Source organism: Streptomyces buecherae (assembly GCF_014295035.1).
Classification (GTDB): Bacteria; Actinomycetota; Actinomycetes; order Streptomycetales; family Streptomycetaceae; genus Streptomyces; species Streptomyces youssoufiensis.
Genome location: NZ_CP060404.1, coordinates 8,402,048 through 8,416,829, shown reverse-complemented (window position 1 = coordinate 8,416,829; position 14,782 = coordinate 8,402,048). Strand labels below are relative to the sequence as shown.

The window sequence follows — 14,782 nt, the reverse complement described above, 5'->3', positions numbered from 1 at the left end:
CGCGGAGCGGGCTATGTCTCGGCAAGCCGAGACATAGATACACGAATTGCGCAAGCGCAATTCGAATTCCGGCGCAAGCGCCGGAATGGAATTCCGCAAGCGGAATTCAAAAGGCGGAACAATTCGCGCAAGCGCGAATTGCGAGCACCCGCGCAAGCGCGGCTGCCTGGGCTGGCAGCAAGGGGAGGTGCATTGCGCGTCGGCCTGGGTAGGGCTGGGTTTCCTGGCCGCTGCAGCTGCAACAGATGTGACGGCCTGTCGGCCTGATGGGGTGTCGGCCCCACCGCAGCGACGGGCTCCGCTGCGCTCCACCCAAACCCCTCCCCCACCCTCGAAACCGGCCGCTCACGTTCACCAATATTCCACCAGCATGCCCTATGAACCGTGCGACCAGGGCGAGAATCAGCCAAGTATCAGTCTACAGGGAGAAGCTGTTGCAGGGGTGATGCATCAAGGGTGATGGCTGTGTAGAGTCTGGGGCCAGACACCACCACTCCGGCCCGCCACTCACCGCGCCGGGCTCTCACTCCTATTACGTGCCGCATTCCGCGAAAAGGAGAACACGGGAATGGCCGTGAAACTGCGGGAACACCAGGTTGAGGCCATGGCCGCTATCGTGCGCGGTCTCGATATCCCGCCGGGTGGCATTCCCTGGAATGGGCTGCGCGGGCAGGTGCACGCTGCGTGCGGGACGGGCAAGACCGTCATCGCGGCGGCCTCTGCGAAGCGGATTGCGCCCAAGGGTCGCATTCTCGTGGTGGTGCCGACCCTGGATCTCCTGGCGCAGACCGTGAAGGCGTGGAGCGGGGCCGGGCACAAGGGGCCGGCGGTCATGGTGTGCTCGCCGCTGGATGATCCGGAGCTGTTCCACCTGGGGGTGCGGTCCACCACGAACCCCGTGCGGCTGGCGCTGTGGCACTCCACGGGGCCGGTGACCATCTACGCCACCTACGCGTCGCTGGGCGTGCTGGTAGAGGCGTTCGAGGGCGCGTACGGCCAGAAGCTCGCGCCGGTGGACCTGGCGGTGGTCGATGAGGCACACCGGACGTCGGGCTCGATGGGTAAGGCGTGGGCGGACATCCATGACCAGACGAAGATCCCGGCGCGCCGCCGGCTGTATCTGACGGCGACGCCGCGGATCTGGGAGGAGCGGCTGAACCGCGAGGTTGCCGAAGGAGTGCGTGACCCGCTGCCGCGCGAGATGGCGGCCTCCATGGACGACGAGAAGGTCTTCGGGCCGGTCCTGTACAAGCTGTCGCTTGCGTCGGCGGTGTCGCGGAAGCTGCTGGCGCGGTACCAGATCATCGTCCTGGAGCTCCAGGACCCGGTCGTCACCCCGGAACGGCTGATGGGCGAGGAGCGGCACACCGAGGAGGTCCGCGGGCAGCGCCTCGGGGCGCTCCAGGCCGCGCTGCTGCACACGATGGCGCAGCACAACCTGTCGACGTGCATCACCTTCCACCACCGGACCATGGAGGCGCAGGCGTACGCGGAGGGTCTGGAGCGCGTGGCCAAGCAGCTGCACGCCGACCAGCCGGGGAAGTACCCGTCGGAGATCTGGGCGGACTGGCTGTGCGGCGAGCACGTCCCGGAGCGCCGGCGGGAGGTGCTGGGCAAGTTCGGCTCCACCGCCCGGCGCGCGGTGCTCTCCAACTGCCGGGTCCTGGGTGAGGGCGTGGACATCCGGGCCGTGGACAGCGTGGCCCTGCTGGACCCCAAAGGCGCGCCGCACGACATCGTGCAGGCGATCGGCCGCGCGCTACGTCAGAAGCCCGGAGAGGGCAAGCTCGCCTCTTTGATCGTGCCGGTATTTCTCCAGCCCGATGAATCGCCGGAGGATATGTTCACCTCCGGTTCGTACAAGCCGTTGGTGAAAGTTCTTGAGGGCCTGCGGGCTCACGATGAAGAGGCCGTGGAATTGCTGGCGATTCCACAGGAGCCTCAGAAGGCTGACGTACAGCCCTCCGAATACATCGGCGCCGCACCCGGTGATAGCGAGGAAGAAACCCGGTTGTTGCTCCGTTTCGCGGCTCCACGTGATCCGGTGATGGTCGCGAACTGGGTGTCCTTTAACGTGATCGACACCGAACGGCAGGACTGGGCGCGCGGCTGGGCGAAGCTCAAGGAGTACGTCGAGCGTGAGGGCCACGCCCGGGTTCCGTACGAGCACAAGGAGGGCGCGTTCCCGCTAGGGCAGTGGGTCGCGGAGCAGCGAAGGGCGTACGGGGCGGGGCAGATGAACGGCCGGCGCGCAGCGCGGCTGGAGAAGCTGGGCATGGCCTGGTCGGCAGCCGACGCCCGGTTCCAGGAGAACCTGGCAGCGGCCCGCGTGTACTACCAGGAGCACTGGACGCTGTGCGCTCCCCGGTCAGCGGCCGCGCTCGACAAGCCTGTGGGACAGTGTTTGTCCAACCTACGCCGTCCGGGTGCGCTGAACGGCCACCCCGAGTGGGAGGCCGCGCTCCTGGCCGTGGACAAGGACTGGAACCCCTCGTGGCCCGCCGAGTGGCAGCGGCACTACGCCGCCCTACGCGAGCTGGTGCGCGACGAGGAAGGCACGGAACAGGTCCTGCCCGGCGTCACCGTGCACGGCATGGACATCGGCAAGTGGCTGGCCCGGCAACAGAAGCCCGAGGTGTGGGCGGCTCTGGCCGACGGGCAGCGCGAGCGTCTGGAAGCCGTCGGCGTCACCCCACTCGCCGCCGCTCCGGCCCCAGTGGAGACGGATGCGCCCGCGGGACCGTCCACGACACCCGTGAGCGCCTTCGACAGGGGCGTTGCGGCCCTGGCGCAGTACAAGGCCCGCACGGGCTCCGTGAAGGTCCCCAGAGGCCACGTAGAGCGACTTGGGGACGGGAGCGAAGTGAAACTCGGGGTCTTCCTCAGCAACAGCAAGAGTCGCCGGGGCAAGCTCACCACCGACAAACTCGCCACGCTCGCCGCACTCGGGCTGGAGTGGGCGGCATCCTGACGACTGTCGAGCGGCCCTGGGCACTGCGCGCCCAGAGTCTTCACTTGCCCTGGCTTACGGCATCGCACTGGAGGTGGATACTGGGATCCTGGGCCGCTTCCCCTGTGGTTTAAGTGGCGGCCCTGGCCTTCTCATAGAGAGCAAAGCCATGACGGAGCATCCGCACGGAAAGCTCGGCAGCCCGTAGCAGAACGCTGATGTTGCCGGTGAGCTTGGTCAGGCTCACGTTGCCTTGCGCGACGACAACCTGGTGATCAAGGAAGCTCAGATTGTGGGCGTCACCGTGGGCAAGAGCGCTGCACATACTCCAGATCGCTTCGGCCTGGTTGCCCTCAATACCCAGATGCGGTCCAGCGTCTTGAATAGCCTTCTGAAATCCAACAAACGTCAGTGCCTTCTTGGCGTCTCTGGGCTCCGTCCCTGCGGCAACTGCCAGATCTGTGAGCTCCTTTTTCCGTACCTCCGGAGTGCGAGGCGGAGTTGCTCCCACCAGTTGATGCATACGGTCGGAATGGCGGTTGCTATCGTTTTGAAGGGACAGCCTGCGCTGTAGGCGTACCAATCGATTCGTCGGAGCGAGAAGCCAAACGGCACGGCACGCGTTCTGGTGCTTGGCGTGCGCGGCGCCGGCATGCTGCTGAGCAGTAGCCTGCTCTACCGGCTGACAGTCAGGCGCTTTCTGGTGTGGGGTCAGCTCGCCATCACGCTCAACGCCCTGCCGCTGCTCGCCCTGGGCGTCCGGCTGCCCGTGTCGTGGCTGATCGCGGCGTCGTTCGTCGCCGGTGTCGGCTCCTCCGTCTCGGCGATCGCCTGGGACACCTCGCTCCAGGAGCACATCCCGACGGGGGTCTTGTCCCGGGTCTCCGCGTACGACGACCTCTTCTCCTACCTGGCCATCCCCGTCGGACTCCTGGCAGTCGGGCCGCTCAGCCAGGGCTTCGGCCCGTACGCGGTCATCACCGTGTCCGGGCTGCTCTTCATCGTGATCGCCGTGCTGCCGCTGGCAGCCCCCGCCGTCCGCGAACTGCCACACACGGCACCGGAGCGCTAGCGGTCACCGCAACCGGCCGCCCTCTTGGTGGGAGCGCGGGCGAGAGCGAGGGCAGGCTGCCACCGGCGTTCTCGTTATCTGGTCTGCGACGGGGATTTCTCATGATCTGCGGCGGATGGTCGAGAGCGGGTCAGGCGCAGGTCGAGCAGGGCGATGGTGACAGCAGAGGCGACTACGACAGCGTTGAGGCACAGCACGAGGCGCGGTCCCATGCCGACCAGAGTGCCCGCCAGTGCCGTGCCGGCCGAACCGGCGGCCATTTTCAGCCCGGCCATCGTCACGAAAACCTGTGCTCGGGCATTGGGCGGGGAGTACACCGACCGCACGGCCAGGGACGCGGTGAACAGGACCGCGCTCGTCGCTCCCGCCAGGGCAAAGGTCGCCAGAGCTAGGACATAACTGGGTGCTAGTGCGCAGAGGCCAACAGTCACGGCGTTCGCGGCGATCAGCCGCAGCACCCAGCGCTCCGGCTCCCCGGTGAGCGGGAACACGCCGGTCAGGAGCGCTCCGCAGAGGTTGCCCACGCCGTAGGCGGCGCCGAGGGCGGCGCCTGCGCCCGCCGAGCCCTGGAGGTTGCGGCCGAAGACCACCGCGATCACCATCACGCCGCCGGTGCTGACAGAAGTGATCATCGTGGCGATCATGACGCGCCGTAGCGGACCCCGCCGTGTGATCACTGCGAGGGCATCCCGAACGGGCATCGAGCGCTGCCTCGCGGCGGCCGTCCGGTGCTCCCTCGGCAGCGCGAACATCAGCAGGCCGGCCACCACGCTGGTAGCACCTAGCGCGACAACCGCGGTCAGAGCTCCAGTCAGGGCGGTGATCGCGGCGACCGCGGCCGGACCGAGGATGTTGCTGCTTCCGTAGGTCGCCGAGTCCCACCCCTCGGCCCGGCGCTGGGCGCGGGTGTCCTCGCCGACGATCAGCGCGAGCCGGCTGCTGAGCCCTCCCGTCATCAGCGGTTCGCTGATGCCGCCGACGATGACGAGTGCGCCCACTAGGACGACGGGCAGATGACCCAGCGTCAGACCAGTCGCGGCGAGCATCAGCCCGAAGACGATGAACGCGGCCGCCAGTCGAAGTCTCGGGTCACGGGCCGCCTCCAACCAGCGTGCCATCCACGGCCCCGCGACGTTGGGCAGCGTGAGCAGGGCCGCCAAGAGGCCGCCGAGTGTGGCCCCGCCGTGGCCCGGCTGGGCCAGCGTCAACGCGACGAGCGCGACGGGCGCGCCGCCGCTCGCTGAGCGTACGAGCGTCGCCGAGGTGAGGTACACGGCGAGCGAGAGGCCTCGCCGCTGCCGCACCTCCCCCTGCGCGTCCTGTGAAACGCGCTCGCGGCGGTCGGCCACGTCTTCTCCGTTCGACGAGGTCCGGTTGCAGTGTCCGGACTCATTGTTGCTGTTCGTGCCTGCGGTGTTCCGGCAGCCGCCGTCGCACCTCACGTGGCCGGAATCGGGGTGCGGGTACGCTCGGCCAGGAGTGTGAAGCCGAAGAGCCCCTCGATGTCGGCCTTGACCGCCGAGCAGGCTGCCTCGGCCTCGGCGGGCGTGCGGGCGAGGGCGCGCAGCATGCCGAACGAGTCGAAGTTGGTGCGCATGGGCGGCACCACATCACCAGCCCTCACTTGTGCGTAGCCGGAGTGGAGTCGGCCCAGGAAGGGGGTGGCCCAGTCGTCCGGGAGATGGGCGGGCACGGTGGACTTCTGCGAGGCGGCGAGGAACGAGTGCGAAGCCGAACCCTCCAGGGGCAGTGGGTCGTCAGGCAGGGGCCGGCCGAGGAACAGGTCGACCAGGAGAGCGAAGATGTCCACCCCAGCGACAGCGCTGATGGTGTCGGGCAGGGAGCCGCCCGTCAGTCGCGGATTGACCTCGATGAGCCGGAAGCTGGAGGGGGTGTGCATCACCTCCACGTGGAAGATGCCCAGGTCCAACCCGAGCGCGCGGCACACCTCGACGGCGTAGCGACCGAGTGCGGCCTCGTCGGCGGTCGACAGCCCGGACGGGACGGTGCATCCCAGTTCCAGCACCGGGTTCTCCTGACTCACCTTCCGGCTCGCCCACACGAGGGGGACTAGGCACCCCCCGGACGCGGCGACCTCCACGGAGTACAGGTCCCCGGGCACCAGTTCCTCGACCAGGTACCGCTCGTCGAGCTGCCGGGCCATGCCTTCGGTGAGCCCGTCGCGAGCCGTCACCGCGGCGGCGAAGTGGGCACGCACGGCGGAAGGGTCGTGGGCGATGGAGGTCACGGCCTTGCCGATACCGAGGACCGGTTTCACGATCACCGGGTAGCCGATTGTCTTGGCGGCCTCCAGCGCTTCGGCGGCGTCGGTGACGACGCGGCAGCCGACGCTCGGCACCTCCCGCGCGCGCAGGATGCGGCGGCACTCGCCCTTGTCCCGGGCCGCGAGGGTGCCGGCCGGCGAGGTGCCGCGCGCGCCGATGCGGGCGGCGAGGTCGGCGGCGGCCTGCGCCCCGTAGCTCAGTGTGGACAGCACCGCATCGACGTTGCCGGGGTCCGCGCCGGAGGCGAGCAGTGCTCCGTACACCGCGTCGCCATCCAGGGGATCGGCGAAGGGGGCGGCGTGGTCGGCGAGCCGGATGGCTTCCTTGCGTTGGGCCGGGGTGGCGGTGAAGTCGCAGAGGGGGCAGTGCAGGTAGGTCACGGTGTGACCGCTTCGCTTCGCGTGGGCAAGTGCCTGGACACCCGGACCCGTGGTTTCCACGAAGAGGAGGTGAGACATTGCGGCCCTTTCTCGCCGCGCGGCGGCGGGAGATCGATCCGAACGGAGGCAGGAGCGTCGGCCATGTCAGGTGTTCCCACTGAGCGGGATGTATGCCCGGGCGGCCGAGCGGGCGCCATAAGAGCCCACCAGCGACCACGTGAGCATCGGATGCGGTTCGGTGCGCGTGACGTGGGCCGATGCACGATCACGCGGGTGAGCTGGATGTTCACACTCTCCGGAGGATGAGATGCAGGACACACTTATCTTGAGGAGTGTGTGATCCGCGCGGGCTTGGTAATCCGGGTCTGCGAATGCCGGGGATCACCTGAAGGGTGGCACGCGGCACACCGCCCGAGCAGCCCATGGCGTTCCGCGCTCCACGCACCATCGATCGAGGCCGACAGGCACCAACCGCAGGTTCGACTTGGGGAATCGCTCCCGTGAGCCACAGCGCGGAGACCGAAACGACGACCGTTTCAGGGCCGCTGCTGTTACCGCTGGGAAGGCGGGCCGGCGATATCAATACCGTCGTCTTTCACCCCTTGGGGGGGCGGCCTCCTTCCCTACCTGGTCTCATCGCCCACCTCTCCCGCCACGGTCCCGTGTACGGCACACGGGTACACGGGCGCTCGGTCTGGAGGAGGGTGAGGAGCCGGATACCCACATACGGGATATGGCCGACCGTCACGCCGAGGCGGTGGCAGTCCTCCCCGCCTGTCCCGACCTGTTCGTCGGCTGGTCCCCCGGCGGGCTGCTCGCCTTCGAGACGGCGCGGCGGCTGTCCGGCGGAAAAACACCCGATCTGGTGCTCGTCGACAGCAGTCCGGCGCCAATCGGCAGAGAACCCAAGGCCTACGACGCCGTACGCCGCCAGGTTCTGAGCGAGGCCGCAGCTCATATGGAGCGGACGCTCTCGCTCGCACGCAGCGCACGGTCGACGCCCGCCTCTGGGCCCGCACTCGCAGAGCGTGCAGTCACGCGAGTATTGGGACATCCCCGAGGAGTTCGCCGACGCCTACCGACGCTTCCGTCCCACCCCGCTGTGGCGGGCCCACGCCTGCGAGGAGGCGGTGGGCGCCCGGGTGGCGATCTGGGTCGAGTACGAGGGCGGCAACATCTCCGGCAGCCACAAGCTCAACACCGCGCTAGGTGTACTGATCCGTGAGGTTGGGGACGCGGCTGGTGGGTGGTTGGCCTTTGAGTGCGGTGTGTCCGCGGTGGTGATTGTAGGTGTGCAGCCAGCCGGGGAAGGCGTCACGTCGTTCCTGCTCTGAGTGGTAGGGGCGGGCGTAGGCCCACTCGTCCAGCAGCGTGCGGCGGAAGCGTTCGACCTTGCCGTTGGTCTGGGGTCGGTAGGGCCGGGTGCGCTTGTGGGTGATGCCGGCCCGGGCCAGCTCATCGCGCCAGTCGCGTGAGCGGTAGCAGGAACCGTTGTCGGTCAGTACCCGCTCCACGGTGATCCCGGCCTGGTGGAAGAAGGTGTGGGCGCGCTGCCAGAAGCCGGTAGCGGTCTCCTTCTTCTCATCCGTGTGAATCTCGCTGTAGGCGAGGCGGGAGTGGTCGTCGAGGGCGGTGTGCAGGTAGCTGTAGCCCAGGTTCGGGCGGCCATGGCGCCTGCGGGGCCGGGTGGGGTCGCGGTGGGCGGAGCTGTTGCGGCTGCCCTGGGCCCTGCCGTGGGCCTTGTGCCCGCCGCCGTCGGGGGTGTTGCCCAGCTTCTTGATGTCGACGTGGACGAGCTCACCGGGCCGCTCGCGTTCGTAGCGGCGCACGATGCGGCCTGTGGTCCGGTCGAGATGGGACAGGCGGGCCAGGCGGTAGCGGGTCAGGACGCGGTGCACGGTCGAGGGCACCAGGTGCAGGAAGTGCGCGATACGGGCCGGTCCCCATCGGCACAGCAGGCGGACCTTGATGACCCGTCGCTCGGTGCGGGACGGGGTGCGGCCAGGGCTGTGGTGGGGCCGGCTGGAGCGGTCCGCCATGCCCGCTTCTCCGTGCGTGCGGTAGCGGTCGGCCCATCGCTGGGCGGTGGTGGGTGAGACCTGGAAGCGTTCGGCGGCCCGCCCAAGCGGCCAGCCGTCCTCGACCACGCAGCGGGCCAGGCGCAGGCGTCCGGTCTCGGTCAGGGGTGCATTACGGTGGGGCACGAGGGCCTTTCTGTTGGTGTAGACGTCGCAATCCACACCGAACCGGAAGGCCCTCACCCATTCAACAACCCACAACCGAGACCTGGCTCACCTGTCCACAACCTCCCCGGACAGAACAGCTAGCCCAGGCTTACCACTACCGCCGGGCGGGCGTGTGGGAGCTGGTCGCACCGGCGCTGGCCAGTAGGGCACCGCCCTGGCCGCCGCCTGCGCCCTCTTCGGCATGTACTGCACCGCCTTCGTGGTCGGCGGCAGCCTGGAACGCCAGCCGTACCGGGGCGAGTTGTTGCAGATGCTCGATACGCGCGTCATCTTCAGCCCCAGCACCCTCACCGAGGTCGCCCGCTCTGGCTTCGTTCACTTCGAAGGACAGCATTTGTACGGCAGTCTGGGAGGCGGTTGGCGGTCCGCATGCCCGCCAGCGTGCACGAGGAATGAGGGCACTCGACCTTCGCGGCGCCTGTTACTCAGTGGCAATCCAATCGCGAGTTGTTGCTGGCTTCGGGATGATCGAGGAAGAGTTTGAGCATGGTGGAGGGGCGACAGCATGGCGATCAGTGGGCTGCATCCGGAGAGGACGGCTCGGCTTGAGGCGCTCGTCAACGAGTGTCGGCCGCTGCTGACCGGTGATGGCGGGATCGCTGCTGTGCAGCAGTCACTGACTGAGCGCCGAGTCGAGGTGCTCGAATGCGGTGGTGATCACGCGCGAGTTGCTTGGGGCGGGTCCCAAAGCCCTTGGCGAGGCGAAGACGATCGTCCTGACGAGTCCAGGTAGGGGGCGTGAGCTGCGAGTGCACGATCGGTTCATGGATGCCGTCGAGCAGAACGGCGACCACGCTGAACAATGAGGCAGACCCTCGTTCACTGAGTCATCAGTCCGCCGCCGGGGCGGCGGACTCTGAAGCGGACGAGCGCAGGTCAGCTGGCTTTGGCCGACTCCTCGGCTCGGGCTCGGGTGCTGGCGAGGTGGTAGGAGTCGGTGCCGGTCTCGATGATGGTGCCGTTGCAGGTGAGGCGGTCGACGGTGGCCGCGCAGAGGCGGGGGGCGGTGAACGTCTCGGTCCAGCTCTCGAACGACCCGTTGGAGGCGATGGCGACGCTGTTCTTCTCCTCGCGTTCGGTGAGGATCTGGAAGAGGAGTTCGGCGCCGTGGCGGTCGAGTTCCATGTATCCGAGTTCGTCGACGCAGAGCAGGTCGACGCGCCCATAGCGGGCGATGGTCTCGTTCAGCTGCTTCTCGTCGGCGGCCTCGACCAGCTCAATCGCCAGCTTCGTGGCGAGGGGGTAGCGGACGCGGTAGCCCTCCTCCATCGCGGCCTCGGTGCCCAGAGCGAGCGATGAGCATGTGGGACTTGCCGGTGCCGGAGTCGCCGATGAGGCAGAGCGGCTGGCTCTTCTTGATCCACTCGCAGCTGGCGAGGGTACGGATGGTGGCCGGGTCGATGTTCGGGTTCGCGTCGAAGTCGAAGGACCGCAACGACTTCTCCCGCGGGAAGCCCGCTGCTGCGGTCGGACAGGGCTCGGGCGTCGCGGGGCACCGCCGCACGGTACCGACCCGATGACACTGGGCCGTAGCCGGCGGGACAACCCGGCAGCGAGACATCGGCGTCCGCGCCAGGCACGTACAGACGGCGTCCAACGTCTACGAGCTCACCTGGTCGACGGATACAGGCCCTGCGAGACGCGCGCCTGCCGGCCTATGAGGCCGGGTCGACGGCTCTCCACAGCCTGCGCACCGTCGCGAGCGAATCAGGGCCACCGTGCGAAAGACCTCTTGATCGCGCACTGACCGCCGCCCGCCACCGATACCCGATGCATCCTCAGCCCCTAGGGTTGTCCGCGAGCAGCATCACGCCCGAAGTTCGGGGCAACTGAGCATGAGACCGGTCGCCTTGAGACCGGATCTTGGAGGGACCGAGCCGAAGGAGCGAGAGATGACTACGCAGTACGGCAACCAGCCGGTCGGGCAGCGCCACGCCGTGGCCAAGAGCAGTGCCAGCGAGAACGTTCTCAGCATCATCGCGATCGTGCTGGGGGCGATCGGTCTCCTCTTCCTGCCGATCGTGTTCGGACTGGGAGGGCTGGTCCTGGCCATCATCGCCAAATTCGTCCGACACGAACGGCTTTCCACCATCGCCTTGATAGTCGGTGCCGTCGGACTGATCGGCGGAATGATCCTCGGCGCCATCATCGCCAGCTAGTAAATCCCGCCTAGGGCGTGTCTCTTTGATGGGTTGGTCAGTTGATCGGGTGTGTCCGTCCGATTGATGATCACTGATGCGATGTGGGACCGGATCGAGCCGCTGATGCCGGCTGATCCGGTCCGCGGCAGGCGGTGGGCCGATCACCGCCGCACGCTTGAGGCCATCGCGTGGAAGTACCGCACCAACTCGCCCTGGCGGGACCTGCCCGTCGAGCTCGGTCCGTTCCAGACCGCTCACAAGCGGCTGATCAGGTGGGCACTCGACGGCACGTGGGAAGCGATCCTCGCCGCTGTCCTGGCAGCGGCGGACGCCGACGACGACATCGACTGGACGGTGTCGGTGGACTCCACAGTCGTCCGGGCTCACCAGCATGCCGCCGGAGCACGCAAAAGGGGGCGGCCCCATCCGGCGAGCCCGCCGATCATGCGCTCGGACGCTCACGTGGCGGGCTGAGCACGAAGGTCCACCTGGCCGCGGACGGCGGTGCACGGCCATCGGCCTTTACCCTCACCGCGGGCCAGGCCGGTGACGCACCGGCTTTCGCGACGGTGATGTCCCGCATCCGCGTTCCCCGCAGCGGCCGCGGAAGGCCACGCACCCGGCCCGTAGCGGTGCTGGCCAACCGGGCATACTCATCCCGCGCCATCCGCAGCCACCTGCGGCGCCGGGGAATCCAAGCGGTCATCCCGCAGCCGTCGGACCAGATCGGCCACCGCCTGCGGCGAGGGCGCCAAGGCGGCCGCCCGCCCGGCTTCGACCCCGAGGCCTACAAGCAGCGCAACACCGTCGAGCGGTGCATCAACCGCCTCAAACAGTGGCGCGGCCTGGCCACACGAACCGACAAACTTGCCATCGCCTACCAGGCCGCACTTCCACCTCGCCGGCATCCTCATCTGGATCCGACGCTGACCAAAGAGACAAGCCTTAGGCCATTTCGTTTGCATCAAACGGTTGTTGGTCCGGGTGTGCCGTTGAGTGATGCGCAGTGGGCGCGGATCGAGACGTTGCTCCCGGACCGGACGCCGAAGCGGAGTGGACGCTGACGTGATCATCGTGAGGTGATCGACGCGATCGCCTTCACACTCCAGACCGGTACTCAGTGGGTGCACCTGCCAGAGAAGTACGGCAACTGGCGGGGTGTCTACAACCGGCTGCGCACGTGGGCCGTCGACGGCACCTGGGAGCGGGTGTTCACCGCGCTGGTCGCACAGGCAGACGCCGGCGAAGACCTCAACTGGGCCGTCTCGGTCGACCCGACCATTGTGCGCGCACACCAGCACGCGACCACAGCTCGCAAAAAGGGGCCCCGGCCGGCGAGCCGAACGATCACGCCATCGGCCGGCCCCGCAGCGGACTGACCACGAAGATGCACCTCGCGGCCGACGGCCGGTGCCGACCGCTGGCGTTCTTCCCTACCGCCGGTCAGGCCGGCGACGCACCCGCCTTCACGGACGTCATGTCCCGCCTGCGCGTGACCCGCCCCTTTGGACGGCCCCGCACCAGGCCGGACCTGGTCCTGGACGACAAGGCGTACTCCTCCCGCGCGATTCGCGACCAACCGCGCAGGCGTGGGATCCGCGCGGTGATGCCAGAGCGCGCCGATCAGCAGGCCAATCGGCGGCAGCGCGGACAGACGGACGGCAGACCGCCAGCCTTCGACCGCGAGGCTACAAGCAGCGCAACATCGTCGAGCGGTGCGTCAACCGCCTGAAGCAGTGGCGCGGCATCGCCACCCGTCAGTCGAGGCGCGACAAGCTCACTGCCGACCAGGTCGCCGCCGCTGTCGACACCGCCCTGCGCTGCGGCAGCGACCTGACGCTGCTTACTTGGCGACGACGAGAGCTGGTGGCACGACCGCCCGGCCCTGACGGGGGCGGGCGGTCGTGCCGCTGGAGGTACTCGACTTCTATGTGACGGCCCCCGGCGACGGCCACCCCAGCCACCAGATGAACAGGCCGCTCAGCAGGACGAGCAGGAAGAGTGCGGCGTTGGTGCGGCGGTAGGCGACCAGGAGGGCCACGAACTCGCGGATCATGGCGCTCGGCCAGAAGTACGCGGCTGTCGGGGCACCGATCACGTGACCCCGGACGCCGGTGCGGCGGGCGGTGATCGCGGCGCGGAAGACGTGGTAGTTGTTCGTGACGATCACGCACCGATAGTGCGGATTCGCCCGCTCCATCAGGGCTTTGCTGAACGTCAGGTTCTCGTCCGTGGTCGTCGAGCGGTCCTCGCGTTCGATCAGGTGGGAGGGGAAACCCTGGGTGACCAGGTAGTCGGCCATCGCATGGGACTCGGGCAGCTTCTCGTCGGGTCCCTGTCCTCCCGAGGTGAGCAGGATCGGGCGCCGGCCCTTCCGGGAGAGCCTGGCGTGTTCCTTCCGGGCCCGGTCGAGGCGGGCGGCCAGCAGCGGGGGCACGGTGGTGCCGCCGGTCAGGCCTGAGCCGAGGACCACTACGTAGTCCGCTCGGCGCCGGATGCGCAGACGCCCGTACAGGCCCCCGTAGACGAGGAAACACAGGAACAGGAAGGCAACGTATCCGGCGAGCGCCACCGCCGTCGCCGCCACCACCACAAGCGTGTGCGTGTGCAGCACCAGCGCGGTGATCAGCAGCGCGAGCAGGGCGACCAGGGCGATGCCCGCCCCCAGGGACAGCAAGTTCGCCAGGCTTCTGCCCTCCTTGCGAACCATGGTGATCCCGTTGGCGATGAGGAACCACGCCAGCGTGACAACCCCCACGCCCGCCAGAGTCAGCAGCACGACGGCCAGATCGCGGCCCAACTGGGCCCGCCCGGAGGCCACATGCAGCAAGAGCGCGAACACCGCGAAGACGGCGGAAAGGCCCAACAGGACCGCGTTGCTTACTCGGCGGCGATCTCGCAGCACCCCAGCGCAGAACAGGAAGAAGCAGACGAACGACGGTACAAAGGCCAGCATGTGCCGATCCTACGAGGCGCGGCGCGATCCCAGCCAAACTTCGTGGGTGCTCCCGCACCGGCCGCTTCGTCGGGGACGCCGGCGGTGCGGGCTGCGGGGCGAGCGAGATCGGGGCGGCCTCGGTGGCCGATGCCGGGCCCGCCCACGCCTTGCCCAGCGCAACACGGGCCGCGGCCCGTTCCAGAGGGCGACGAGGAACTGTACGAGGCGCGGGCCGACCTCCTCCAGCACGGCGACCGCGTTCGCGAACTTCGCGATCGTGGTCGTCCGCGAACACGACCGCGAGGGGCGCCAGGCCCTCGCGGCTGGTCGACGGGTGGACCCGGCGGCACAGCCGCTTCTCGTGCTCAACGTGCTCGACCGCGTCCGGCCGCGAGCGGACCAGGCCCACGGTGCGCTTGTACGCGCCCCTCGGCGGCAGCCGGCCCCACTCCCAGTGCCAGCGCAGCTTGGCGACCAGTTCGTGCGCGTTCTCGGTGCGGCGGTCGACCCCCACCAGGAGCGCCGGCGCCCCGGCCCTCGACGCCCGCACCACCAGGTCCGCCCGCTGCACGAAGCCGCTGCCGAGGGCTACACCACCGTCGCTGCTCTGAAGACGCGTACCGGCCTCCCTAGTGTCTTCGCCGCTGGAGCTTACGACGATCACGCCTGCCGCCAGGCAAGCACCGCCGACGCCGCCGCAGCCCTGGGCGCTAAGCGCTACCTCGCCGCGTGCGGCGCAGCCCAGACCGAGCCGGTGACCGCTGCCATCC

The 14,782-nt window shown here is 68.5% G+C and carries 10 protein-coding genes and 3 pseudogenes; 6 read left to right on the top strand and 7 right to left on the bottom strand.

Translation table 11 applies throughout. The features are described 5' to 3' along the window. The first annotated feature begins 568 nt into the window (after nucleotides 1–568). Nucleotides 569–2,971, top strand: a complete 2,403-nt coding sequence (locus H7H31_RS33415) for a DEAD/DEAH box helicase (protein ID WP_187063750.1) — start codon at nucleotides 569–571, stop codon at nucleotides 2,969–2,971. Between the two features lie 109 nt (nucleotides 2,972–3,080). On the opposite strand, the gene H7H31_RS33410 is transcribed toward H7H31_RS33415, so the two are convergent. Beyond that, on the bottom strand, nucleotides 3,081–3,473 hold the full coding sequence (locus H7H31_RS33410; protein ID WP_187063749.1) for a hypothetical protein: 393 nt from the start codon (nucleotides 3,471–3,473) through the stop codon (nucleotides 3,081–3,083). Between the two features lie 129 nt (nucleotides 3,474–3,602). Here H7H31_RS33410 and H7H31_RS33405 point away from each other — a divergent pair, with 129 nt between their 5' ends. Beyond that, nucleotides 3,603–4,022 carry an MFS transporter gene (locus H7H31_RS33405; RefSeq protein ID WP_187063748.1) on the top strand — a complete coding sequence of 140 codons (420 nt, stop codon included), beginning with the start codon at nucleotides 3,603–3,605 and terminating at the stop codon, nucleotides 4,020–4,022. A gap of 74 nt (nucleotides 4,023–4,096) precedes the next feature. On the opposite strand, the gene H7H31_RS33400 is transcribed toward H7H31_RS33405, so the two are convergent. Together H7H31_RS33400 and H7H31_RS33395 are read right to left on the bottom strand one after the other, a co-directional pair. Then, the gene (locus H7H31_RS33400; protein ID WP_197995984.1) at nucleotides 4,097–5,371 is read right to left on the bottom strand and encodes an MFS transporter; all 1,275 of its coding nucleotides are present in this window, start codon (nucleotides 5,369–5,371) and stop codon (nucleotides 4,097–4,099) included. Nucleotides 5,372–5,460: 89 nt separating this feature from the next. Beyond that, entirely contained in the window at nucleotides 5,461–6,687 is a 1,227-nt protein-coding gene (locus H7H31_RS33395) for an ATP-grasp domain-containing protein (RefSeq protein ID WP_197995983.1), read from the bottom strand. Between the two features lie 484 nt (nucleotides 6,688–7,171). Here H7H31_RS33395 and H7H31_RS35125 point away from each other — a divergent pair, with 484 nt between their 5' ends. Continuing rightward, a complete protein-coding gene (locus tag H7H31_RS35125) occupies nucleotides 7,172–7,912 on the top strand; it encodes a thioesterase domain-containing protein (RefSeq protein ID WP_187063746.1) in 741 nt (246 codons plus the stop codon). On the opposite strand, the gene H7H31_RS33385 is transcribed toward H7H31_RS35125, so the two are convergent. From H7H31_RS33385 to H7H31_RS33375, 3 genes and pseudogenes are all read right to left on the bottom strand, one after another. Beyond that, the gene (locus H7H31_RS33385; RefSeq protein ID WP_187063745.1) at nucleotides 7,893–8,891 is read right to left on the bottom strand and encodes an IS481 family transposase; all 999 of its coding nucleotides are present in this window, start codon (nucleotides 8,889–8,891) and stop codon (nucleotides 7,893–7,895) included. The genes H7H31_RS35125 and H7H31_RS33385 overlap by 20 nt on opposite strands. Nucleotides 8,892–9,027: 136 nt before the next feature. Beyond that, complete coding sequence (locus H7H31_RS33380) at nucleotides 9,028–9,267, bottom strand: hypothetical protein (RefSeq protein WP_187063744.1); 240 nt, start codon at nucleotides 9,265–9,267, stop codon at nucleotides 9,028–9,030. Between the two features lie 542 nt (nucleotides 9,268–9,809). Then, a pseudogene (locus H7H31_RS33375) lies at nucleotides 9,810–10,395 on the bottom strand (ATP-binding protein); the annotation flags it as partial. Nucleotides 10,396–10,825: 430 nt separating this feature from the next. On the opposite strand from H7H31_RS33375, the gene H7H31_RS33370 reads away from it, so the two are divergent. The 3 genes and pseudogenes from H7H31_RS33370 (at nucleotide 10,826) to H7H31_RS33360 (ending at nucleotide 13,009) form a co-directional block, all read left to right on the top strand. Continuing rightward, nucleotides 10,826–11,092: a hypothetical protein gene (locus tag H7H31_RS33370; protein WP_187063743.1), complete on the top strand. Its 267-nt coding sequence runs from the start codon at nucleotides 10,826–10,828 to the stop codon at nucleotides 11,090–11,092. Between the two features lie 66 nt (nucleotides 11,093–11,158). Further along, nucleotides 11,159–12,004, top strand: a pseudogene (locus H7H31_RS33365) (IS5 family transposase). A gap of 56 nt (nucleotides 12,005–12,060) precedes the next feature. Further along, a pseudogene (locus tag H7H31_RS33360) lies at nucleotides 12,061–13,009 on the top strand (IS5 family transposase). Here H7H31_RS33360 and H7H31_RS33355 read toward each other — a convergent pair. Beyond that, nucleotides 13,002–14,030 carry a YdcF family protein gene (locus H7H31_RS33355; RefSeq protein ID WP_187063742.1) on the bottom strand — a complete coding sequence of 343 codons (1,029 nt, stop codon included), beginning with the start codon at nucleotides 14,028–14,030 and terminating at the stop codon, nucleotides 13,002–13,004. The pseudogene H7H31_RS33360 and the gene H7H31_RS33355 sit on opposite strands and share 8 nt — an antisense overlap. Nucleotides 14,031–14,782 lie beyond the last annotated feature (752 nt).

Coding starts and splice junctions, on each gene's coding strand:
- H7H31_RS33415 (WP_187063750.1), top strand. CDS start 569: ATGGCCGTGAAACTGCGGGAACACCAGGTTGAGGCCATGGCCGCTATC.
- H7H31_RS33410 (WP_187063749.1), bottom strand. CDS start 3,473: ATGCATCAACTGGTGGGAGCAACTCCGCCTCGCACTCCGGAGGTACGG.
- H7H31_RS33405 (WP_187063748.1), top strand. CDS start 3,603: ATGCTGCTGAGCAGTAGCCTGCTCTACCGGCTGACAGTCAGGCGCTTT.
- H7H31_RS33380 (WP_187063744.1), bottom strand. CDS start 9,267: ATGCTGTCCTTCGAAGTGAACGAAGCCAGAGCGGGCGACCTCGGTGAG.
- H7H31_RS33370 (WP_187063743.1), top strand. CDS start 10,826: ATGACTACGCAGTACGGCAACCAGCCGGTCGGGCAGCGCCACGCCGTG.
- H7H31_RS33355 (WP_187063742.1), bottom strand. CDS start 14,030: ATGCTGGCCTTTGTACCGTCGTTCGTCTGCTTCTTCCTGTTCTGCGCT.